16 protein-coding genes are annotated in these 22,784 nt (G+C 67.7%); 14 read left to right on the top strand and 2 right to left on the bottom strand.

Annotated features, from left to right (window positions below):
• Positions 1-87: 87 nt before the first annotated feature.
• A complete protein-coding gene (gene pncB, locus AC5P68_RS03355) occupies positions 88-1,269 on the top strand; it encodes a nicotinate phosphoribosyltransferase (protein ID WP_049402409.1) in 1,182 nt (393 codons plus the stop codon).
• Between the two features lie 22 nt (positions 1,270-1,291).
• On the opposite strand, the gene AC5P68_RS03350 is transcribed toward pncB, so the two are convergent.
• On the bottom strand, positions 1,292-1,657 hold the full coding sequence (locus tag AC5P68_RS03350) for a hypothetical protein (protein ID WP_033834854.1): 366 nt from the start codon (positions 1,655-1,657) through the stop codon (positions 1,292-1,294).
• A gap of 457 nt (positions 1,658-2,114) precedes the next feature.
• Between AC5P68_RS03350 and AC5P68_RS03345 the strand changes: the two genes are divergently transcribed.
• The 13 genes from AC5P68_RS03345 (at position 2,115) to bcsZ (ending at position 21,331) form a co-directional block, all read left to right on the top strand.
• On the top strand, positions 2,115-2,654 hold the full coding sequence (locus AC5P68_RS03345; protein ID WP_033834853.1) for a fimbrial protein: 540 nt from the start codon (positions 2,115-2,117) through the stop codon (positions 2,652-2,654).
• Between the two features lie 85 nt (positions 2,655-2,739).
• A complete protein-coding gene (locus AC5P68_RS03340) occupies positions 2,740-3,468 on the top strand; it encodes a fimbrial biogenesis chaperone (RefSeq protein WP_049402407.1) in 729 nt (242 codons plus the stop codon).
• Between the two features lie 92 nt (positions 3,469-3,560).
• Entirely contained in the window at positions 3,561-6,125 is a 2,565-nt protein-coding gene (locus AC5P68_RS03335) for a fimbria/pilus outer membrane usher protein (RefSeq protein WP_184013788.1), read from the top strand.
• Entirely contained in the window at positions 6,116-7,153 is a 1,038-nt protein-coding gene (locus AC5P68_RS03330) for a fimbrial protein (RefSeq protein ID WP_049402403.1), read from the top strand. Before AC5P68_RS03335 ends, AC5P68_RS03330 begins: the two co-directional genes overlap by 10 nt.
• Before the next feature lie 213 nt (positions 7,154-7,366).
• A complete protein-coding gene (locus AC5P68_RS03325) occupies positions 7,367-8,905 on the top strand; it encodes a BcsE family c-di-GMP-binding protein (protein ID WP_049430314.1) in 1,539 nt (512 codons plus the stop codon).
• Positions 8,902-9,081, top strand: coding sequence for a cellulose biosynthesis protein BcsF (gene bcsF / locus AC5P68_RS03320; protein ID WP_033836073.1), 180 nt, complete (start codon positions 8,902-8,904; stop codon positions 9,079-9,081). Before AC5P68_RS03325 ends, bcsF begins: the two co-directional genes overlap by 4 nt.
• On the top strand, positions 9,078-10,718 hold the full coding sequence (gene bcsG / locus AC5P68_RS03315; protein ID WP_231522717.1) for a cellulose biosynthesis protein BcsG: 1,641 nt from the start codon (positions 9,078-9,080) through the stop codon (positions 10,716-10,718). Before bcsF ends, bcsG begins: the two co-directional genes overlap by 4 nt.
• Positions 10,718-10,897: a cellulose biosynthesis protein BcsR gene (gene bcsR, locus AC5P68_RS03310; RefSeq protein ID WP_049402398.1), complete on the top strand. Its 180-nt coding sequence runs from the start codon at positions 10,718-10,720 to the stop codon at positions 10,895-10,897. The genes bcsG and bcsR overlap by 1 nt, the downstream gene beginning before the upstream one ends.
• A complete protein-coding gene (bcsQ, locus tag AC5P68_RS03305; RefSeq protein ID WP_033836076.1) occupies positions 10,894-11,649 on the top strand; it encodes a cellulose biosynthesis protein BcsQ in 756 nt (251 codons plus the stop codon). The genes bcsR and bcsQ overlap by 4 nt, the downstream gene beginning before the upstream one ends.
• Complete coding sequence (bcsA, locus tag AC5P68_RS03300) at positions 11,649-14,273, top strand: UDP-forming cellulose synthase catalytic subunit (RefSeq protein WP_184013773.1); 2,625 nt, start codon at positions 11,649-11,651, stop codon at positions 14,271-14,273. The genes bcsQ and bcsA overlap by 1 nt, the downstream gene beginning before the upstream one ends.
• Positions 14,270-16,633, top strand: a complete 2,364-nt coding sequence (gene bcsB, locus AC5P68_RS03295) for a cellulose biosynthesis cyclic di-GMP-binding regulatory protein BcsB (protein WP_288417581.1) — start codon at positions 14,270-14,272, stop codon at positions 16,631-16,633. Before bcsA ends, bcsB begins: the two co-directional genes overlap by 4 nt.
• The gene (bcsC, locus tag AC5P68_RS03290) at positions 16,633-20,214 is read left to right on the top strand and encodes a cellulose synthase complex outer membrane protein BcsC (RefSeq protein WP_288417584.1); all 3,582 of its coding nucleotides are present in this window, start codon (positions 16,633-16,635) and stop codon (positions 20,212-20,214) included. Before bcsB ends, bcsC begins: the two co-directional genes overlap by 1 nt.
• The gene (gene bcsZ / locus AC5P68_RS03285) at positions 20,198-21,331 is read left to right on the top strand and encodes a cellulose synthase complex periplasmic endoglucanase BcsZ (RefSeq protein WP_184013776.1); all 1,134 of its coding nucleotides are present in this window, start codon (positions 20,198-20,200) and stop codon (positions 21,329-21,331) included. Before bcsC ends, bcsZ begins: the two co-directional genes overlap by 17 nt.
• A gap of 60 nt (positions 21,332-21,391) precedes the next feature.
• Here the strand turns inward: bcsZ and AC5P68_RS03280 are convergent, their stop codons facing one another.
• Positions 21,392-22,708 (bottom strand): NCS2 family permease, encoded by a 1,317-nt coding sequence (locus AC5P68_RS03280; RefSeq protein WP_184013777.1) that lies wholly within the window; start codon positions 22,706-22,708, stop codon positions 21,392-21,394.
• Positions 22,709-22,784 lie beyond the last annotated feature (76 nt).

Here is a 22,784-nt window from a genome sequence, read left to right as displayed (position 1 = left end):
TCGGCTGCATGGATAGGGGCATCCATGCAGGGTGTGGATCCACGGGCGGCGCCCCCGGTTCACTCCGCCGGGCGCATAATCCGCCCCATGCCTATCATCCAGTCCCTGCTCGACACCGACCTGTACAAGTTCACCATGATGCAGGCGGTGCTCCACCAGCACCCCGGCGCCCAGGTGCAGTACCGGTTCAAGTGCCGCACCCCCGGCATCGACCTGGCCCGCTACATCGACCAGATCGACGAAGAGATCGACCACCTGTGCAGCCTGCGTTTCAGCAGCGCGGAACTGGACTACATGCGTGGGCTGCGCTTCGTGAAGCCGGACTTCGCCGATTTCCTCGGCCTGTTCCACCTGGACCGCAAGTACATCCAGTTGCGTGCGTCGAAAACCGTGCCCGGCGAGATCGAACTGGACATCACCGGTCCCTGGCTGCACACCATCCTGTTCGAAGTGCCGCTGCTGGCGATCATCAACGAAGTCTGGTTCCGCAACACCACCACGCCTGACTTCGCCGAAGGCGAGCGCCGCCTGCAGGCCAAGGCCGCGCTGCTGCGCGATACCCCCGGTTTCGAACAGTGCCGCATTGCCGACTACGGCAGCCGCCGCCGCTACTCGCGCGACTGGCACGCGCGCCTGCTGCCGTTGCTGCGCGATGCACTGGGCCCGCAGCTGGTGGGCACCAGCAACGTGCACTTCGCCCGCCTCTATGGCATGACCCCGCACGGCACGATGGCGCACGAGTACCTGCAGGCGTTCCAGGCGCTGGGCCCACGACTGCGCGATTCGCAGGTGGCGGCACTGGAATCGTGGGCGCGCGAGTACCGCGGCGACCTGGGTATCGCGCTGTCCGACGTGGTTGGCCTGGACGCGTTCCTGCGCGATTTCGACATGTACTTCTGCAAGCTGTTCGACGGTGTCCGCCATGACTCCGGCGATCCGTTCGACTGGGGCGACCGCATGCTGGCGCACTTCCAGCAGCGCCGGGTCGACCCGCGCAGCAAGGTGCTGGTGTTCAGCGATGGGCTCGACATCGCCAAGGTCATGCGCCTGTACGACTACTTCCGTGGTCGCTGCCAGGTCGCGTTCGGCGTCGGCACCCACCTGACCAATGATCTGGGTCCGACGCCGCTCAACATCGTCATCAAGATGGTCCGCTGCAACGGCCAGCCGGTGGCCAAGCTCAGCGATTCGCCGGGCAAGAGCATGTGCGACGACCCGGGTTACCTGGCTTACCTGCGCCAGGTCTTCGAGCTGCCGCAGCCGGCGTAACCGCGCCGGCCTTCAGTACTGCTTACAGGTAGTCGACAACGACCAGGTAGGCGCCCTGCAGCGGCTGCTGCTTCGAGGCCTGCACGCTGTAGCGCTCGGAGAAGGCGATATCGCCGGCGCGCATCGCGCTGGCCGACACCGACAGCTTCTGCCCCTGACGCTTGCCATCGCGCAGCGTTGCGGCCTGGCCATCGGCCAGCGCCGTCACAGCCACCGTCGAGCCCTTGGCCGACGGCGGGCAGGCCGCCAGGCTCAGCTCGCCCTGGGACAGGTTGGTCGTGCAGCCCGGTTCGACGATGCGGCCGCTGAAGCGGATGCTGCCGCTGCTGGCCTGGGCCACGGCACTGATGGACATCAGGGCCACGCACAGCAGAAGGGAGGTTCTCATGACACGTTCTCTGGTTCGGTGTGTCCTAGTTAGCGACAGCTTCGATCAGCCTTTAATAGGACGATTCCGAATCTGCTAGGCCCATCACCAAGAAAGAGTGATGCGCATCAAAGAAGCCGATTTCCACCTGAGAAAGGCCTGTTTCCGTGCATGCCGAACGCGCCACCTGAAGCGTCATCCAAGGTCGTTTCCGACCTGATCCGGCGACCGCCAAATCCCCGCACCTTTGAGGCCATCATTTCGCCTAGCACGTCACATTTATAGCGTCAATGAATTGGCGTTCAGAAAAATAATGAGACTTTCATCACACTTGTGCATATACTTGCGTCACGGATTCAGGGGAACGTATGTCCGAATCCGGCCACAGGTGAGACGCAAGGATGGGTCTTGTTCGCCCGGCAGTGCTCCTTGCTTCCTCCTCTACTTCCATCTCTTCAGTAGGGTTAGGTAAAAGCGAATGCACAAGATCAACCTCATCGCCGCTCTGATGCTGGCCGCCGCTCCGCTGGCCGCCAACGCCGCCGACGGCACCATCACCTTCACCGGCAAGGTGACCGACAAGACCTGCACCATCTCGACCCCGGGCGGCAAGGACTTCGCCGTCAACCTGCCGACCGTGTCGAAGAACACGCTGGCCGCCGCCGGCAACGTTGCGGGCCGTACCCCGTTCGCGATCAACCTGACCAAGTGCAGCGCCGGCAACGTCGCTACCTACTTCGAGCCGGGTTCGACCGTTGACTTCAACACCGGCCGCCTGCTGAACCAGGCCTCGGCCAACGCTGCCACCAACGTGCAGCTGCAGCTGCTGGGCTCGAACAACCAGGTCCTGCCGATCAAGGCTGCAGGCGCTGGCCAGGCCCAGACCAACTCGCAGTGGGTCACCGTCGGCACCGACGGCTCGGCCGACCTGAACTACTACGCCGAGTACTACGCCACTGCCGCCGCCACCCCGGGCGACGTCACCAGCAGCGTCAAGTACACGATCATCTACAACTGATCGCAGCCGTACCCGCATTGGCCGGCGTACGCGCCGGCCAGTGCCTCGCGGCCTCTGGCCCCATACCTCGAGCGTAGTACTTCCGATGAAAGCATTCTTTCCCCGGGCGCTGCTGCTGGCAGCGTTCACGCTGCCCTTCTGCCAGAACGCTCTGGCCGGCGTGGTGGTCAATGGCACGCGGGTGATCTACCCGGCGCAGGCGCGCGAAGTCACCGTGCAGGTCGACAACGTCGGCGACTCGCCCGCCCTGGTCCAGGCCTGGATCGACAGTGGCGACGCCAACCAGACCGCCGATACCAGCGACGCCCCGTTCGTACTGACGCCGCCGATCGCGCGCGTCGAACCGGGCCGCAGCCAGGCGCTGCGCGTGATCTTCTCCGGCGCGCAGCTGCCGACCGACCGCGAGTCGGTGTTCTGGCTCAACGTGCTGGACGTGCCGCCGTCGCCGGACAACGCCGACAGTGGCGACCAGAACTACCTGCAGGTCGCGTTCCGTTCGCGCCTGAAGCTTTTCTACCGGCCGCAGGGCCTGAAGGGCGTCGCCAACGACGCGCCGGCAGCGCTGCGCTGGACCCGTTCGGGCGACCGTCTGCGGGTGGAAAACCCAAGCCCCTTCCACGTCACCCTGGCCGAAGTGCATGCCGTGACCGGCAGCACTGAAAAGGCTGTCGAGGACAAGGGCGCAATGGTCGCGCCGAAGCAGAGCCTGGAGTTCGCCGCACCGGCGGGCACCGACCAGGTCCGCTTCATCACCATCAACGACTACGGCGGCCGGGTGGAACACACGATCCGCCTCGGCAGCACCGGGGGCTGAACGCGCCGCGCTGGCCCACGGCCCGCGCATCCCGCCACCGCCGCCGTGCGGCGAACTGAAGGAATGTCAGTGTGATCGGAAACAGATTGACATTGTCGATCCATCAGGCGCTTTGCCTGCTGGTTGCTGGCGTGGCCTGCCCAGGATGGGCGCTGGCTGCTCCGGCCAATCTCGGCGAACAGGCGCTGATGGCGCAGAGTGGTGCGGCCAATGCGCGTGCCCCGGAATCGGCCCAGTTCAACTCCAGCTTCCTGTCTGGCCAGGCCAAGCAGGTCGATCTGGCGGCCTTCAGCAACGGCAACCCGATGGTGGCCGGCAACTACCGTGTCGACGTCTACGTCAACGGAGCCTGGCAGGGCCGCCGCGACCTGCAGTTCAAGGCCGATGCGCAGGGCCGCGTAGACGCCTGCCTGCCGCTGCCGATGCTGGAAGAAATGGGCGTGGACAGCGAGGCCGTGCTGTTGCAGCAGGACCCGTCCGTGCCGACCGACAAGACCAGCTGCGTGCCGGTCCAGCAGCGCATGGCCAATGCCTATGGTGTCTACGACAGCGGCAACCTGCGCTACGACCTCAGCATCCCGCAGGTGTTCCTGCGCCGCGAGGCGCGTGGCTACGTCAACCCGGCACTGTGGGACCGTGGCATCAATGCCGGCTTCGTCGGCTACAGCTTCAATGCCATCGACAGCGACAGCCGCGTCGAAGGCGGCCAGCGCAACCGCAGTGCCTACCTGGGCCTCAACGCGGGCCTCAACCTGGGCGGGTGGCAGTTCCGCCACGATTCGAACCTGACCTGGTCCGAGGGCGACGGCCGTCATTGGCAGAGCATCGCGACCTACGCCCAGCGCGGCATCCCGCAGGTGCGCGGCATGCTCACCATCGGTGAGGCCTACACCACCGGCGAGCTGTTCGATTCGATCGGTTACCGCGGTGCCAGCCTGGCCAGCGACGACCGCATGCTGCCCGATTCGCTGCGCGGTTACGCGCCGGTCGTGCGCGGCATCGCCGAGACCAACGCGCGCATCGAAGTGCGCCAGAACCAGCAGCTGATCTATTCCTCGACCGTATCGCCGGGCAGCTTCGTCATCGACGATCTTTATCCGACCGGCTATGGCGGCGACCTGGAAGTAAGCGTGATCGAGGCCGATGGCCGTCGCCGCGAGTTCAAGGTGCCGTTCGGTTCGGTGCCGCAGATGCTGCGCGAAGGCGTGTCGCGTTACTCGCTGACCGCCGGCCAGGTGCGCAACAAGCTGCTGGCCGATGAGCCGTGGCTGGTGCAGGGCACCTACCAGCGCGGTATCGGCAACCAGCTGACCCTTTACGGCGGCAGTGCACTGAGTGATGGCTACCTGTCGCTGCTGTACGGCGTCGGCCTGTCCACGCCGGTCGGCGCGTTCGCCGCCGACGTCACCCATGCGCGTACCTCGTTCGACCACTACGGCAACCACACCGGTGCCAGTGTGCGCCTGAGCTACAGCAACATGATCGGCGAGACCGGGACCAACCTGACCCTGGCCGCCTACCGTTACTCGACCGAGGGCTTCTACAGCCTGCAGGACGCACTGTACGGTCGTGATTCGGACAAGCGTGGCATCGATCCGACCACCCGCGGCCGCCAGCGCAGCCAGTTCCAGGTGACGCTGAACCAGCCCCTGGGTCGTCGCGGCGGCGCGCTGTACCTGACCGGTTCGGTGCGCGACTTCTACGATCGCCCCGGCACCTCCAAGCAGTACCAGGTCGGCTACAACAATGCCTGGCGCTCGGTGAACTATGGCTTCTCGGCGCTGCGCACCGAAGAGGGCGTACTGGGCCGTTCCGATACCCAGTACCTGCTGTCGATGAGCGTGCCGCTGGGCCGTGGCACCCACCCGGTGTCGTTCAGCGCCGACCTCGGCGTGCGCGACCGCGGTGGCTACGACAACAGCCGCGTCGGCATCACCGGTTCGGCAGGCGTCGACAACAACTTCAGCTATGGCGCAGCCCTGTCCGACTCGCGCGAGGGTGGCACCACCGCGGTCGGCAACGTCGAATACCGCAGCCGCTACTCCGCGTTGAACGCCACCTACAGCCACTCGCGTGATTTCCGCCAGGCCTCGGTCGGTGCCAACGGCAGCGTGGTCGTGCATCCAGGCGGCTTCACCTTCACCCCGCAACGTGGCGACACCATGGTGCTGGTGGAAGCGCCGGGTGCACGCGATGCCATCGTCAGCAACGCCCCCGGCCTGCGTGTCGATGGCCGCGGCTACGCGGTGGTCCCGTACGTGTCGCCGTACCGCCTCAACACCGTCACCCTCGACCCGCAGGGCATGGCCCACGACGTCGAACTGGAGAGCACCAGCCAGGCGATCGCGCCGTTCGCCGGTGCCATCAGCTACCTGCGCTTCGATACCCGCAAGGGCAACGCGCTGCTGATCCAGGTACGCAACCCTGATGGCCGCACCATGCCGTTCGGTGCACAGGTCAAGGACGAGCAGGGCCAGCCGGTGGGCATGGTCAGCCAGGGCGGCCGCCTGTACGTGCGCAGTGAAAAGAACCAGGGCCGCCTGCTGGTGGAGTGGGGCGCAGGTGCCGACCAGCGCTGCACCGTCGATTACCAGGTTCCGGCGGACGCCGATGCGTCCAAGACCGGCTTCATCCCGCTGGAGGCAGCATGCCGATGATTTCTTCCCGTGGTCGCAAAGTGCTGGCCGCAATGGCACTGCTGGGCAGTGTGTTGATGGCGCAGCAGGCCAGCGCGGCCTGCCGCATCCAGATCAACGGTTTCGTTGCCCAGGATGTGCAGATGGACATGGGCCAGATCGTGATTCTGCCCAGCACCCCGGTGGGGGGCGTGATCAAGGAAATCAGCGTGCCGATCAACCAGCAGAACAGCGTCGCCCGCTGCGACTATTGGTATGGCGGCAGCTCGACCGGCGAGTATGTCAATGCCCCGCAGAAGCGGCCAGTGGCCGGCTTTGCCAACGTCTACGAGACCGGTGTTGCAGGCGTGGGTATCCGACTGTTCCGCGACTCCGGCGCGATCCAGACGTACTACCCGCATTCCATCAACTTCGGTGCCAACTCCACCATCTCGCTGATCGGTGGCCAGTTCCGCATCCAGCTGATCAAGACCGCCGCGCAGACCGGTTCGGGGGTGATCGCACCCAATGGCCGCTTCACTACCTATTACTTCGATGGGGATGGTCCCAGCCGCCCGGTACTGACCTCGACCTTCAGGGGCTCGGGCACCACCGTGGTCAGCCCGACCTGCGAAGTGCAGGCCGGCAGCCGCAACATCGCGGTCGATTTCGGCAGCGTGGCCAACACCACCTTCACCGGCGTCGGCTCGCGCGCGGTCGACCGTGACTTCGAGATCCGCCTGAACTGCCAGGGCAGCAACGTGGCCGCCTACCAGAGCAAGATCGGCATCCGCCTGGATGCCGATCAGGACAGCTCGAACATGCCCGGCGTGCTGAAGCTGAGCGCAGCCACCAACAGCGCCACCCGCATCGGCATCCAGATGGTCCAGCGCGACGGCAGCACCGAACGCGAGGTGCGCTTCGGCCAGACCATCAGTGTCGGCACGACCACTACCGGTACCAGTGTCATGAGCCTGCCGCTGCGGGCCCGCTATGTGCAGACCCAGGCCGGCACCGTCGGTGCCGGCACCGCCAACGGGCAGGCGACGTTCACGATCCAGTACGAGTAGTACGCGCTTTCCATTGCTGAGTTTCGAGCCTCACGTCGCCCGTTCCGCGGGCGGCGTTGACTGCGTCTTGATCCCGCAGACGTGAAGATCAGGGCTATCATTGCCGTACAGAAACATGAATGTGATGTACGTCATGAAAGTGACCTCCTTTTCACCGCAGCGCCTCCACTGCCGGGCTTTCCGCCCGGTTGAGGGGCAATGAAAGGATCCGGCGTGCCTGCGACCCACCTTGCCATTGCCGGATTGCCCGCCGAGTTCGTCGAGATGCGCAGCGGAGGCCTGTACTGGGTGGTGGCTGCCGGCAGCGCGCCGACGGACCTGCTCGGCGCCGGCGTGCTGGCAACGGCCGAGGCACTGGACGAGGCCGTGCTGGTCACGCTGGGGCGGGGGGCCGAATCGATGCTGGCGCTGCTGCCTGCCGACCAGGGGCCGGCCCGCCTGCGGCTGTTCCAGCGCTCGCACCACGGCATGCAGCAGGCGTTGCGCGGGCTGACCGGCGATCTGCCGCGCACCGCCTCGGCGCGCACCCGGCTCAGCCTGGTGCAGTTCCCGGTGGCGGCGCTGGACGGCTGGGATGATGCCCGGCTGGCGCGCTGGTGCCAGCAGCTGCAGGAATGGGCCGGACAGGCGCAGCAGGTGCTGCTGTTGCTGTGCCACGGCGAAGTGGCGACCCTGGCCCCGCGCCTGTTGTCACTGAGCCGGAACTGCGCCGGTGTGGCCCAGCTGCATCCGCATCGTGGCGCTCTGCAGCTGCTGCTGCATTACTGGTCCAACAGCCATGGCGTGGTGGCCCAGCGATCATTCGGCGTCGAGCAGGAAAGCCGCGGGCTGCGCCACCTGGCCGAGGCCGATGCCGCCGACACTGGGATCGATGCGACCAGTGGCAGCGACCGCGATGTCTTCCTGGCCCAGGCCGAAGTACTGGAAGGTGCGCCGCCGTTGTCGGCGGCCTGGCGCCTGTATGACGGTTGGGCCGGATTGCTGCCGGCCGCGCTGCAGGCGCGCGAGGCCACCGTGGTGCTGGCCATCGACGAGAATGCCAAGGTGGATGCACTGGCCCGCCTGCTGCACCGCCTGCGCCGCGAACGTGGCAATGCGCTGAAGCTGGTGGTGCGCGAGCTGCAGCCCTGCCTGCGCTACGCCGATGAGCGGCTGCTGATGCAGTGCGGTTGCAGCCTGGTGGTGCCGTCAGCGACGCCTTTGCCGCGACTGCTGACCCTGCTGGAAACCGTGCAGCGGCAGCGTTGGCAGGGCCAGCTGGCGGAAGAACCAGAGCCGCTGATCCGTTCGCATCGACCGCCATCGGTGAGTGGCCTGGTCAACGCCGCACGCTTCCGCCAGATCGCAGGTGATCGCATCGACCAGGACGGTAGTGCGGTGGAAAGCGCCGTGCTGGCGCTGCAGCCGGTGGCCGGCCTGCGTGCCGAGCAGACCCTGCAGCAGCTGCGCATCCGCCGCCAGGGCGATCTGGCCTGTGTCTACCGCGGGCAGGTACGCCTGTTCCTGTTTGGTTGCCGGCGTGATGCGGTCGAGCAGGCCCTGGGCAATCTGTTCCGCCTGCCCTGGCGCGAGCTGTTCGATGGCTACCAGCGCTTGGCCGAGTACGACATTGCAGCGATGAACGCCCACGGCAGCGATCCGGAGGCCGAGGTACTGCCCGAAGCACCTGCGGCCCTGCCGGCTGTGGCCCCGGCGCTCGAGGCGCCTGTTTTCACCGCCCCGAAGCCGCTGCGGCTGGGAGATCGCGCATGACCACCGACCAGCAACTCTGGACCCTGATCGTCGCCTGCGCGCTGGTGATGATTCCCTTTGGAGCCATGCTCGGCACGCTGTGGCGCGGGCTGCGCCGCCGTGTCGCGCGCTGGCTGCCACCCCGCCATCTGCGCCGCGCCGGTGTACGCCAGCGTGCGCCGCGGAGGGCTGCATGAGTCCGCAGATGGCACCCGCATCTCCCTTCGCCTGGGCCGACCTGCGTGGCTGGAACCTGTACTTCCTGTCCAAGGTGGTACTGGCCTGGATGGGCGCGCTGGATCTGAAGATCCTGCCCAACCTGCTGTTCCTGGGCGCGCTGCTGATTCCGCTGCGCTGGCGCTGGGCACGCATCGCGCGCACCGTCGTCGCGGTACCGGTGGGCGTCGCGCTGTACTACCAGGACACCTGGTGGCCACCGTTCCGGCGCCTGCTGGTGCAGCCGGGCGTGCTGGACTTCTCGGCCGACTATTGGCTTGAACTGGCCCAGCGCTTCATCAACTGGCAGATGGTGGCGGTGCTGGTGATGCTGGTGCTGGCCTACATGCTGCTCAAGCCGTGGCTGCGCATCACTACCCTGAGCGTGCTGGGCATGCTTGGCCTGGCCGTGATGGCGATACCGATGCCGGCGGGCTGGAACTGGGGGCAGGGTACCGCCACCGCGGCCACCGCGGCCACCGCCAGCACCGGAGGCACCTCAGGTGGCGGCCTGCCGCCGGCCAACAACGAGACGCTCAATGCATGGCTGGCCAGCTTCTACCAGCAGCAGGCCAGCCTCAAGACCAGCTTCCCCGCACCGGGCAGCGGCGCGCCGTTCGACGTCATCATCCTCAACATCTGCTCGCTGGCATGGAGCGATCTGGATGAAGTGGGGCTGCGCCAGAACAACCTGCTCGACCACATGGACGTGGTGTTCGACGACTTCAACTCGGCAACCGCCTACAGCGGCCCAGCAGCGATCCGCCTGCTGCGCGCCAGTTGTGGCCAGACCTCGCACACCGCGCTGTTCGATCCGGTGCCGGCCGAGTGCCAGCTGTTCTCGAACCTGCAGCATCTGGGCTTCCAGAGCGAGCTGGCGATGAACCATGACGGCCACTTCGACGATTTCATCGGCGAACTGCACCAGTACGGTGGGCTGCAGGCGCAGCCGATGGACATCAGCGCGTTTCCTAAAGCGCTGGTGGCGTTCGACAAGTCACCGCTGCGCCGCGATGGTGATGTGCTGATGGCGTGGTGGAAACAGCGGCTGGCCGGGACCAGCCAGCAGGTGGCGCTGTTCTACAACACGATCTCGCTGCACGATGGCAACCGCATCGTCGGCGCCGATGGCCGTTCGAATGCCGCCGACTACAAGGCACGTGCGGAAATGGTGCTGGGTGACATGGCCGGTTTCGTCGATGCGGTGGAGAAGAGTGGCCGCCGCGCGATGATCGTGGTGGTGCCCGAGCATGGCGCGGCCCTGCATGGCGACCGCATGCAGATTCCGGGCATGCGTGAGATTCCCAGTCCATCGATCACTCACGTGCCGGTGGGCGTGAAGCTGATCGGCATGGGCGCGCCGGCGGCCGGCGGCCCACGTCATGTGCCCGAACCGAGCAGCTACCTGGCGGTGTCCGAGCTGGTGTCGCGTGTGTACGCGCTCAATGCCCAGTCGCCGCCGAGCGAGCGTAACTGGGACAGCCTGCTGAAGGGGCTGCCGCAGACACCGTCGGTATCGGAGAACGAAGGCGCCAAGGTCATCGAGTACGCCGGCAAGCCCTGGCTGCAGCTGCAGGGCAGCCAGACCTGGAGCCCCTACCCGGAGGAGGCGCGCTGATGCCTGCCGACATTCTTGCCGTGCCGGTCACATTGTCCGTGGAAGAGGACGACATCGACCTGCTGCGCCGCAGTCTGGACATGCCAGGGTTGCCCTACGTGGACTTCTCGGCCCAGCAGGAACGTGCACGGGCGCTGGCGCGCTGGCCGTTGCTGGCCGAACTGGAGCCACGCCGATGAGCACCGTGTTGTCGCTGCAGGGCATCCATGGCGGAACCGGCGTCACTACGGTGCTTGCCGCGTTGGGCCAGGGCCTGCACGCCCAGGGCCAGCGTGTGCTGCTGGTCGAATGCAGCCCGGACCAGATGCTCGGCCTGCACCTGGGCCTGCCGGCCGATGTCGACAACGGCTGGGCGCGCGCGCAGCTGGACGGCACGGATTGGCGCGATGCCGCCTATGCCATCGCAGCGGGGCTGGCGGTGCTGCCCTACGGTCGTGTCGATGCCGGGGCCGCGATGCGCATCGAACAGCAGCTGCAGCAGGCGCCGGCCACCTGGGCCGAACGCATTCCGCTGCTGGAGACCCAGTTCGACTGGATCCTGTTCGACCTGCCGCAGCGCCTGCCGGCGCACGCTGCGGCCATCAACCAGCACGCGCGCTGCACGCTGCCGCTGCGCCTGGCCTGTGTCGATCCGGTCAGCCATGTGTTCCTGCAACGCCAGCCGGATGACACCCGCCTGCTGCTGGCCAACCGCTATGACCCGGTCATTCCGGTGCAGCGCGATCTGATGCAGCTGTGGCTGCACGCGCACGGGGCGCGGCTGGTGCCGCAGCCGCTGCACGAGGATGCGCGGGTGCCGTCCGCATTGGCCAGCAAGCAGCCACTGGGCCGCTATGCGACCGATTCGCTGGCTGCTGCCGATGTGGATGGCTTGGTGCTGTGGTGCCTGGCGGAGGCCACACGGCGCCAGGCCGCGGCGAGAGGACGCTGATGGGTGCCCGCGTCTATTACCTGGACTGGGGACGCCTGCGTGAGCGGGTGCATGCGTCCTGGCCGACGCGGGCAATGCTGTGGCTGCTGCAATGCGTGGGCTGGGCGTTCCTGCGCCTGGAAGGGCCGGCATGGCAGGCGCAGGCGCCGCGCCTGCGCTACGCCTTCCCGCAGATACAGGGCGACCGTCGCTGGCGCCCAGGTGATCCCCTGCGATTGCTGATCCAGGCCATGTGGCTATCGGTGGTGCGGTTGGTACCGCAGCCCTCGCTGAGGCGGCAACGGTTGGCCCAGGCCCGGCGCGAACGCATTGCCGAACTGCGTGGTGCGGCCGGTCGTGGCCGCCTGCGCTATCTGCGCGCGATGCGCGATGCGCCCAGTGAATTCTGGAACAGCCGCGTGGCGGCCTGGTTCGGCCGTAAGATGGGCAGCCTGTCGCCACGTTCGCGGCACCTGCTGACCCTGCTGGTCGGGTTGGCCACGCTGGGGCTGGCGGCGCTGTGCATCACCCAGCCGTTCACCTATCTCGCACAGTTCGTGTTCGTTGCACTGCTGTGGGCCATCGCGCTGCTGGTGCGGCGCATGCAGGGGCGCTATGCGACGCTGGTGCTGGTCGTGCTGTCGATCACCGTGTCCTGCCGCTACCTGTGGTGGCGCTACACCGCCACGCTGAACTGGAACAGTACCTTCGACCTGGTCTGTGGCGTGGTGCTGCTGGCGGCGGAAACCTATTCGTGGCTGGTGCTGATGCTGGGCTACGTGCAGGTGGCCTGGCCGCTGCGTCGCCGCCCGGCGCCGTTGCCGGCCGACATCCGCCAGTGGCCGACGGTGGATGTGCTGATTCCCACCTACAACGAAGACCTGGCGCTGGTGCGGCACACCGTGTACGCAGCAATGGGCCTGGACTGGCCGGCCGACAAGCTGCGCATCCATATCCTCGATGATGGCAAGCGCGAAGAATTCCGCGCATTCGCCGAGCGTGCCGGGGTCAACTACATCACCCGCTCGAACAACCATCACGCCAAGGCCGGCAATCTCAACCATGCGTTGACCCTGATCGATGGTGAGCTGGTGGCCATCTTCGACAGCGACCACCTGCCGGTGCGTTCGTTCCTGCAGATCACCTGCGGCTGGTTCCTGCGCGACCCGAAACTGGCGCTGGTGCAGACCCCGCACCACTTCTTCTCGGCCGATCCGTTCGAACGCAACCTGCAGGTGTTCCGCAGCGACCCCAATGAAGGCGAGCTGTTCTACGGCCTGGTGCAGGACGGCAACGACCTGTGGAACGCGGCGTTCTTCTGCGGCTCCTGCGCGGTACTGCGGCGCGAGGCCATCGATGCCATCGGCGGGTTTGCCACCGAGACCGTCACCGAAGATGCGCACACCGCGCTGCGCCTGCATCGCAACGGCTGGAACTCGGCCTACCTGCGCATTCCGCAGGCGGCCGGCCTGGCCACCGACAGCCTCGGCGCGCACGTCAACCAGCGCATCCGCTGGGCACGCGGCATGGTGCAGATCTTCCGCATCGACAACCCGCTGCTGGGCAAGGGCCTGAGCCTGTTCCAGCGCTTCTGCTACGCCAATGCGATGCTGCATTTCCTGGCCGGTATTCCGCGCCTGGTGTTCCTCACCGCGCCGCTGGCGTTCCTGCTGCTGCACGTCTACATCATCTATGCGCCGGCGCTGGCCATCCTGCTTTTCGTGGTGCCGCACATGGCCCACGCAAGCCTTACCAACGCACGCATCCAGGGCAAGTACCGGCGGCCGTTCTGGGGTGAGGTGTACGAAACGGTGCTGGCCTGGTACATCGCACGGCCCACCACCGTGGCACTGTTCAGCCCGGGTCGTGGCAAGTTCAACGTCACCGACAAGGGCGGCACCCAGGCCGGCGATCGATTCGACTGGCGCGTGGCGCAGCCCTACCTGGTGCTGGCGCTGCTGAACGTGCTGGGCCTGTGCTTTGCCGTGTGGCGCTTCATGCACGGGCCGCTCGATGAACGCGGCACGGTGGTCGTCAGTTCGCTGTGGGTGCTGTACAACCTGCTGATCATCGGCGGTGCGCTGGCGGTGGCCGCTGAAGTGCAGCAGGTGCGGCGCACGCACCGCGTCACCACCCACCTGCCGATGGCGCTGCAGGTGCCCGATGGCCGCCGCCTGCGCGGCGTGCTGCAGGACTACTCCAACGATGGCGTAGGCGTTGAACTCGGCGAAGACGCACAGCTGGCCGAGGGCCAGCGCGTGCAGGTGCTGCTGGGGCGAGGGCGCCGCGAGTTCGCGTTCCCGGCGCGGGTGCAGCGCACGGTCGGCCAGCGACTGGGTCTGCTGCTGCTGTTCGAGAACGAACGCCAGCGCGTCGAGTTCGCCCAGTGCACCTTTGCCCGCGCCGATGCCTGGCTCGACTGGCACGCCGGTTACCAACCCAAGAGCCTGCCGCGCAGCCTGTGGAGCGTGCTGGTCCTGGGCTGGCGCGGCTATCGGCGGATGGGCGATTTCGCACCGTTCGACCTTGACCGCCCGGCACACTGGAACCGTCGCCTGCTGCGATGGCTGGCCAGCTTTGCTCCGCAACGTCCGCTTCTTTCCCACCCGGCTGACCCAGCCGCTGATCCAGGGCTTCGTCCATGACCCTTCCGTCCTCTCTGCGTTGGCTGCTGCTGCCCCTGCTGGCCCTGCCCGTGGCGTCAGGCAACAGCGCGCCTGCTCCGGCACCGGTCGCCCCTTCCACCACAGCGCCTGCCGCGCCGCCGGTGCCGAGCGTGCCGGCCGCACCCGCCACCACTCCCGCCGCCGGTACCGAGCCCGCGCTGGCGCAGACCTGGACGGGCAGCGCCTGGCCCTGGCAGCGGCAGAACACCTTCGCGCAGCTGGGGCGCCGCCAGGACACGCTGCTGTCGGGGGTGCGCAATGCCACCACCTTCGAGTTCCAGGTCCGCCGTGACCGCCTGGTCCGTGATGCGGAACTGGATCTGAGCTTCACGCCGTCACCGTCGCTGCTGCCGACCCTGTCGCACCTGCGGGTCTACCTCAACGACGCGATGATGGGCGTGGTGCCGATCAGCAACGACCAGCTGGGCCGCCCGGTGCAGGCCAAGCTGCCGCTGGACGCACGCCTGATCGCTGATTTCAACCAGGTCCGCCTGGAGTTCGTCGGCCACTACACCGACATCTGCGAAGAGCCGACGCACAGCTCGCTGTGGGTCAACCTGTCCAGCAACAGCACGTTGCGCCTGGGAGGCCAGCCGCTGGCGATGCAGGACGACCTGGCCAACTTCCCGCTGCCGTTCTTCGATCCGCGCGATACCGCACGGCTGGAACTGCCGGTGGTGTTCGCCGCCGCACCGAGCCTGGCGCAGCAGCGCGCGGCAGCGGTGATGTCCTCGTACTTCGGCAGCCTGTCCGGCTGGTGGCGCCAGGCGCGCTTCCCGGTCAGCTTCGGCACGCTGCCGGACAAGGGCCACGCGGTGGTGCTGGCGGTCAACGGCAGGTTCCCGCCGGTGATCGCCAACCATGCCCCGGTGAAGGGCCCGATGATCGAACTGATGTCGCTGCCGGAGGATCCGCAGCGCAAGCTGCTGCTGGTGCTGGGCCGCAACGATGACGACCTGCAGAAGGCGGTGGCCGCGATGGCGGCCGGCAACGTGCTGTTCCGCGGCCGCCAGGTCAGCGTCGACGAGATCAAGCCACTGGCCCCGCGCAAGCCGTACGACGCGCCGAACTGGGTACGTACCGACCGCGCCGTCCGCCTGGCCGAACTGCTCGACTACCCGCAGCAGTTGCACGCCAACGGCGTGTCGCCGCAGCCGATCACGGTCAACCTCAACCTGCCGCCGGACCTGTTCATCTGGCGCAACCAGGGCATTCCGCTGAACCTGCGCTACCGCTACACGCCGCCGTTCGGCAGCGATGAGTCGCGGCTGGGCGTTGCAATCAACGACCAGTTCATCTCCAGCTTCCCGCTGGTGCGTCGCAACGGCAAGCAGGGCCTGGAGGAAATCCGCCTGCCGGTGCTGGCCGGCGATGCCGGTGCCGATGACGGGCGCCTGTTGATTCCGGCGCTCAAGCTGGGCGACCGCAACCAGCTGCGCTTTGATTTCAACTTCGCCAGCGTGATGGGAAGTGCACAGCGCGATCATTGCCAGACCGTGCTGCCGCCCAACCTGCAGGCAGCCATCGAGGAAGACTCCACCATCGACTTCTCCGGGTTCCATCACTACATGGGCCTGCCGGACCTGTCCGCGTTCGCACTCAGCGGTTTCCCCTTCACCCGCATGGCCGATCTGTCCGAGACGGTCGTGCTGGTGCCGCCCGGCGCCAGCGAAGCACAGGTCAGCCTGCTGTTGAACCTGATCGGTGGGCTGGGCGTGCAGAGCGGCTACCCGGCCTATGGCCTGCGCCTGTCCGATGACTGGAAGCAGGCCAGCGCGCTGGATGCGGACCTGCTGATGCTGGGCGCCCTGCCTGCCGAACTGCGCGGCAGCCAGCAGCTGTCGCTGCTGATCGACGACCAGCGCACGCGTCTGCTCGACGGCCAGTCGCCGTCGCCGCAGCAGGCGATGGAACAGGCGCGCCGTGGCAGCCGCGATGGCGACCCGGCGGTGACCGAAGTGGCAGTGAGCGCGCAGGCGCCGTTCGCCGCGATCATCGGCATGCAGTCGCCGAAGCATGCGCAGCGCAGCATCGTTTCGCTGGCCGCCAGCAATGCCGCCGACTACGGCCTGCTCGACGATGCACTCAGCGATACCGGCAAGCGCGAAGCCATCGCAGGTTCGGTGGCGATCCTGCGTACCTCGGGCATCCACAGCCAGTTCGTCGGCGATCACTACTACGTTGGCGCGCTGCCGTGGTGGCTGCTGCTGTGGTACCACCTGGCCGACCACCCGGCACTGCTGGCGGTGCTGGCGACGCTGGTGGTGCTGATGGTCGCCTTCCTGCTGTGGCGCACGCTGCGCTGGGTCGCGGCCAAGCGCCTGGACCCGGGGCACTGATGGCACGTACGCGGCATCCGCTGGTCACCGCTTCCGGCCTGGTCCTGTTGGGACTGGCCGGTGCCGGGCCCTGCGCGGCGCAGGCCCTGCCCGATACACCGGGCGGAACCGTCGCCGAGCAGCGCCAGTGGCTGCTTCAGCAGGTGCGCATCGGAGAGGCCACCGGTCGCCAGAGCCTGATCGAAGACGCGCTGGCGCGGCTGCGCATGCTGGCGCCGGATGATCGCGGCACGCTGGTGGCGATCCTGGAAGTGCAGCTGTCGCAGCAGAAGCTGCAGGATGCCGAGGCGACCCTGAAGCGCCTGCGCGAGATCGGCGCGGGTACCCGTGAACTGGCCGCCGGCGAACGCCTCTGGCAGGCCTACCGTGGTGACCTGCAGCAGGACCTGCAGCAGGCGCGTCTGTTCGCTGCCGGTGGTCGCAGCGCCGAAGCGCTGGCGATCTACCGGCGCCTGTTCAACGATGACCCGCCCGGCCTGCAGCTGGGCCTGGAGTACTGGCGCCTGCGCGGCGCCCAGGCGGATGGGCGTACACAGGCGATCCGTGCGCTGAGCGAACTGGACCGCAGCTATCCGGGCAATGTGCCGTTGCTGCAGGCGCTGTCGCAGATGCTGTTCGCGGCCGGCCGCGATGCCGAGGCGCTGGCCGTGCTGCAGCGCATGGGGCGCAATCCGGAAGCGCGCGGCATGGCGGCGGACGCCGAGTGGGCCTACCTGAAGGATCAGCCGGCCGATGACCGCAGCGTACGCAGGCTGCAGGACTTCATCACCCGCAACCCGACGTTCGCCGACATCGCGTTGGTGCGCGACCGCTACACCGACCAGCACAAGCGGGTCAGCGACCCGGCGTGGCGCGCCGGTCTGCGTGGTCAGCAGTTGCTCGATGCAGGCCGCAATGAAGAGGCCGAGCGCGCCTTCCTGCGGGCCCTGCGCGATTATCCTCGCGAGCCCGACCTGCTGGGGGGGCTGGGCATGGCGCTGATGCGCCAGGGCCGCCGCGAGCAGGCCATCAACTATTTCCAGCGTGCGGTGCAGGCCACCCCGGCCGGTGACAGCAACGACAAGTGGCGTGATCTGATCGCCAGCACCCGCTACTGGCTGCAGCTGGACCAGGCCGACGCGGCGCTGGCGGCCGGCCGGCTGGACGAAGCCGAGCGCCTGTATGCGCAGGCGCGCCGCCAGCAGCCCCGCGACGTCAATGCTGCACTGGGCCTGGTCGACGTGGCCGTGGCCCGTGGTGATGACGCCGCGGCCGAACGCCAGTTGCAGGTTGCCCGGCGGATGGCGCCCAACGATGCCAACGTGATCCGCAAGCTGGTGCAGCTGTACGGCCGCACCGATCCTCAGCGGCTGGAAGCCTTCATCAACGCATTGCCCGCTGCCCAGCGCAGGTTGTATGCCGAAGACCTGCGCCAGCTGCAGATCAGTCGCTTGCGTGAGCGTCGCGAGCAGGCGCTGGCTGCCGGGGATGCAGGCACTGCGATCACGCTGGGACAGCAGCTGCGCGGCGAACTGCCGGGCGATGCATGGCTGGCCTATGCGCTGGGCAACGAGCTGCGCGCCGCCGGCCGGCAGGACGAAGCCGACGCGGTGGTGGCCGACATGGCCACGCACAACGACAGTGCCGAAGCGCGCTACGCGCAGGCGCTCTATCTGTCGGGATCCGATCGGCTGCCGCAGGCGCTGGCGGTGCTCGATGCGCTGCCGCAGGCGCAGTGGGACGATGACATCCGCGCGCTGTCGGCGCGCCTGCAGCGGCAGCAGCTGGTCGATCATCTGTGGGATCTGCGTGCGCAGGGCAGGGAGGCCGAAGCCATCGCGCTGCTGCAGCAGCAACCGCCCAGCACCGACAACGATCTGCTGATGGCCGAATGGGCGCGCCTGCGCGGCGACCACGCGCAGGCGCTGCACTACTACCAGCGCGTGCTTGCTGCACAGCCGGAGAATGTGGATGCGCAGCTGGGCCAGGTGCAGGCCTGGATCGGCACCGGCGATCTGGCCAGCGCACGCCGCCAGATGCACGACGCACCGCCGGCAGTGGACGATACCGAAATCGGCCAGCAGCGCCAGCTCGCCACCATCTGGACCGACCTGCGCGAGGACAGGAAGGCCCTGGCGATCCTGCGCGCGCTGCTGGCGCGCAAGACCGGGCCCGATGCACAGTCCTGGCGTGACGCGGCACGACTGGTGCGCCGCGATGATCCACAGCAGGCGCTGGACATGTACGCGCAGGCGATGGCCGACAACGGCCTGTTGGCTTCCAGCCAGGCCACGCCGCGCGACAACCGCGCGCTGACCCTGGCCAGCCGCGAGACGGCCGGCGATGACTGGTTGCGGCGCAGCCTGCGCAGTGACGTGGAAACCCTGTACCAGCAGGAGAATCCCACCCTGACGGTGATGCAGGACACCGGCCGCCGCAGTGATGGAACCCCGGGCATTTCGCGGCTGTCGCGTGATACCCGCATCGCGCATCTCGACGCACCGTTCGCCGGTGGCCTGGGCTGGGCGCGCATCGAGCAGGTGAGCTTCGATGCGGGCCGCTTCCAGACCGACGGAAACGGCGCCTACGACGAGGATTTCGGCAGCTGCGACCTGGATCTGCTGCAGGCCGACAACAGCCGCCTGCGCGCACCGGGTTGCACCCGTTTCGTGCATCAGCGGCGGACGTCCGGCGCTGGCTTTGCTGTCGGCTGGCGCACCTTGGATGACCGCTGGAACTTCGATATCGGCCACACCCCGTCCAACTACGTGGTCGGCAACTGGCTCGGCGGTGTCACCCTCAATGGTGACCTCGGGCGCTTCGGCTGGGGCGCCACGCTGTCGCGGCGGCCGATGACCAATTCGCTGCTGTCGCAGGCCGGTGCGGTTGATCCGCGCAGCGGCATCAGCTGGGGCGGCGTCACCGCCAACGGCGTGACCTTCAGCCTCGGCTACGACCAGGGCGGCCGCGATGGCGTGTGGTCGAACTGGAGCTGGCATCGGCTGACCGGGCACAACGTGGTCGACAACACCCGCGCACGCGCGATGGTGGGCTGGTACCACAAGCTGATCCAGCGCCCCGACATGCGGCTGGATGTGGGTACCACCGCGATGTACTGGCGCTACCAGAAGGACCTGGGCGGCTACTCGCTGGGCCAGGGCGGCTACTACAGCCCGCAGCGCTATGCATCGCTGAGCCTGCCGGTCAGCTTTGCCTGGCGCAACGACGTGTGGTCGGTGCGCCTGGATGGCTCGGTCAGTGTGTCCAGTGCGCGTACCTCGTCGATCAGCCGTTTCCCCGACCAGGCCTTGATCGAGCGCGTGATTGCACAGCTTGAGCCGCAGTACGGCCCGCTGCGGCTGGACGAGGCCGGCCTGTACACCGGTGACAGCAGCAGCACGGGCACCGGGTACCGCCTGTACGGCGCGGTGGAACGCCGCCTCGGCGACCACTTCGTGCTGGGCGCTGCTGGCACCCTCCAGCGCAGCCGCGATTTCTCGCCGAATTCGCTCCAGCTCTACCTGCGCTACACCTTCAAGCCCTGGCAGGGAAACCTGCCGCTGCCCGTATCACCACTGGTGCCGTATGGCGAATTCCGCTGACCTGCGGCGACGGCGCCTGCTGCAGGCGGTCGCCACGCTGCCGCTGCTCGGCGTGTGCCGTGTGCAGGCCGCGCCCGCCCCGCGCTGGCCGGCGTGGCAGGTACTGCTCGACAGCAGCCTGAGCCGCGACGGGCGCATGATCGATCGCAGCCAGGACGATCAGCGCAGCACCTCCGAAGGCCAGTCCTATGCCTTGTTCTTCGCCCTGGTCGACAACAACCAGGCGCTGTTCGACCGCATCCTGGGCTGGACCCAGGACAACCTTGCCGGTGGCGACATGGGCAAGCGCCTGCCGGCCTGGCTGTGGGGACGCGATGACGCCGGCGCCTGGCGGGTTCTGGACGACAACCCGGCCTCGGACTCCGATCTCTGGCTGGCCTACGCGCTGCTGGAAGGCGCGCGGCTGTGGCGCCGTCCGGCGCTGAAGGCCATCGCGGAGGGCATGCTGGTGCAGGTGCGGGCGCGCGAGATCGTGGATCTGCCCGGGCTCGGCCCAATGCTGTTGCCAGGCCCACAGGGGTTCATTGAAGGGGACGCCACGCGGGTCAACCCCAGCTATCTGCCACTGCCGCTGCTGCGCCGCTTTGCGGCGGAGGATCGCAGCGGGCCGTGGCAGGCGCTGGCGCGCAACAGCGTGCAGTTGCTGCAGCAGAGCAGCCCGCACGGGTTCGCACCGGACTGGGCGGCGTGGAAAGGCGATCGCTTCGTCGTCGATCCGGTGCGCGGTGCGGTCGGCGGCTACGACGCCATCCGCTGCTACACCTGGGCAGGCATGACCGCATCGCGCGATCCGTTGTTCCGCGCGCAGCTGGCGGCGCTGTCCGGACCGCTGCAGCGCCTGCGCAGTGGTGCACCGATGTGGGAAAAGATCGACACCCGCAGTGGCCAGGGGCAGGGCGAAGGCAACTACGGATTCCGCGCGGCCCTGCTGCCCTATCTGATCGCGCAGGGCGAAGCGGAGCGCGCGCAGTCGCTGCGGGCCAGCCTGCCCAGCGCCGAGCAGCAACGCGCCGATGCACCGGCCTATTACTCGCAGATGCTGGCCCTGTTCGGCGTGGGTTGGGCCGAAGGACGCTGGCGCTTCGCCGCCGACGGCCGCCTGCAGCCGCGCTGGTAGCTGCAGTGCTGCGGGGTCGGATCCCATTGCATCGCAATGGGCTCTGGCCCCACACAACGGTCATTCCAGCGCGTAGCGCAGGGTGAACAGCACCGCCACCAGCCACACCGCCGGATGCACTTCGCGCCAGCGGCCGGTGCCCGCCTTCAGCGCGGCATAGGCGATGAAGCCGAAGGCCAGGCCGTTGGCAATGGAGTAGGTGAACGGCATTGCCAGCGCACACAGCGCGGCCGGCACCGATTCGGTCAGGTCGCTCCAGTCCACCTCCACCAGTTCGCGCAGCATCAGGCCGGCCACGAACAGCAGCGCCGGCGCGGTGGCATAGCTGGGCACCATCGACGCCAGCGGCGAGAACAGCAGCGCGGCCAGGAACAGTGCCGACACCACCAATGCGGTCAGGCCGGTGCGGCCGCCCACCTGCACGCCCGAGGCGCTTTCGGCAAAGGCCGTGGTGCTGCTGGTGCCGAGCACCGAACCGGCCACGATGGCGGTGCTGTCGGCCAGCAGCGCGCGGCCGAAACGCTTCTGCGCGCCCGGTAGTTTCAGCAGGCCGGCGCGGCCGACCACGCCATAAAGCGTGCCGGTGGCATCGAACACTTCCACCAGCACGAACACCAGTACCACCTGCAGCAATACGGCGATCGGCGCACCACCGTCGTGGTGCAGCAGGCCCGGCAGGTCCAGCTGCAGGAAGGTCGGCGCCAGGCTCGGCGGCAGCGAAACCAGGCCCTGGTACTGCACATCGCCCAATGCCCAGCCGGCGCCGGTCACCGCCAGGATGCCGATCAGGATCGCACCACGCACGCGGCGCGCTTCCAGCACCGCGATCAGCAGGAAGCCGGCCAGTGCCAGCAGCGGCGGCGCCGTGTTCAACGGGCCCAGTGCCACCAGCGTATCTTCATTGCCGACAATCACGCCGGATTTCTGCAGCGCGATGATCGCCAGGAACAGGCCGATGCCGGCCACGATGGCCGAGCGCAGCGATGAGGGAATACCCGATACCAGCCACGCGCGTACTCCGGTCAGCGACAGCACCAGGAACACCAGGCCTGAGATGAACACCGCACCCAGTGCCTGCTGCCACGGCAGGCCGGCGGCGCCGACCACGGTGAAGGCGAAGAACGCGTTCAGGCCCATGCCCGGCGCCATGCCCACCGGGAAGTTGGCGGCCAGCGCCATTACCGCCGAACCCAGCGCTGCGGCCAGGCAGGTGGCCACGAACACCGCGCCGGCATCCATGCCGGTGGTGCCGAGGATCTCGGGGTTCACGAAGACGATGTAGGACATCGTCAGGAAGGTGGTGACACCGGCCAGCAGTTCGGTGCGCACGGTGGTGCCGTGCTGCTGCAGCTGGAACAGGCGCTCGAACAGGGACATGGGGTCGCTCATGGGTAGATGCCGGCCGCTGGCCGGCATGCATGGTCGGTACACATTGCAAAAAGGAGAAAGGCCG

The sequence above is a fragment of the Stenotrophomonas sp. YJH_SMC_58 genome, assembly GCF_059369635.1.
The sequence above is the reverse complement of the archived record's forward strand: the minus strand, read 5'-3'. Positions and strand labels throughout refer to the sequence as shown.

Coding starts and splice junctions, on each gene's coding strand:
- pncB (WP_049402409.1), top strand. CDS start 88: ATGCCTATCATCCAGTCCCTGCTCGACACCGACCTGTACAAGTTCACC.
- AC5P68_RS03350 (WP_033834854.1), bottom strand. CDS start 1,657: ATGAGAACCTCCCTTCTGCTGTGCGTGGCCCTGATGTCCATCAGTGCC.
- AC5P68_RS03345 (WP_033834853.1), top strand. CDS start 2,115: ATGCACAAGATCAACCTCATCGCCGCTCTGATGCTGGCCGCCGCTCCG.
- AC5P68_RS03340 (WP_049402407.1), top strand. CDS start 2,740: ATGAAAGCATTCTTTCCCCGGGCGCTGCTGCTGGCAGCGTTCACGCTG.
- AC5P68_RS03330 (WP_049402403.1), top strand. CDS start 6,116: ATGCCGATGATTTCTTCCCGTGGTCGCAAAGTGCTGGCCGCAATGGCA.
- bcsF (WP_033836073.1), top strand. CDS start 8,902: ATGACCACCGACCAGCAACTCTGGACCCTGATCGTCGCCTGCGCGCTG.
- bcsG (WP_231522717.1), top strand. CDS start 9,078: ATGAGTCCGCAGATGGCACCCGCATCTCCCTTCGCCTGGGCCGACCTG.
- bcsR (WP_049402398.1), top strand. CDS start 10,718: ATGCCTGCCGACATTCTTGCCGTGCCGGTCACATTGTCCGTGGAAGAG.
- bcsQ (WP_033836076.1), top strand. CDS start 10,894: ATGAGCACCGTGTTGTCGCTGCAGGGCATCCATGGCGGAACCGGCGTC.
- bcsA (WP_184013773.1), top strand. CDS start 11,649: ATGGGTGCCCGCGTCTATTACCTGGACTGGGGACGCCTGCGTGAGCGG.
- bcsB (WP_288417581.1), top strand. CDS start 14,270: ATGACCCTTCCGTCCTCTCTGCGTTGGCTGCTGCTGCCCCTGCTGGCC.
- bcsC (WP_288417584.1), top strand. CDS start 16,633: ATGGCACGTACGCGGCATCCGCTGGTCACCGCTTCCGGCCTGGTCCTG.
- bcsZ (WP_184013776.1), top strand. CDS start 20,198: ATGGCGAATTCCGCTGACCTGCGGCGACGGCGCCTGCTGCAGGCGGTC.
- AC5P68_RS03280 (WP_184013777.1), bottom strand. CDS start 22,708: ATGTCCCTGTTCGAGCGCCTGTTCCAGCTGCAGCAGCACGGCACCACC.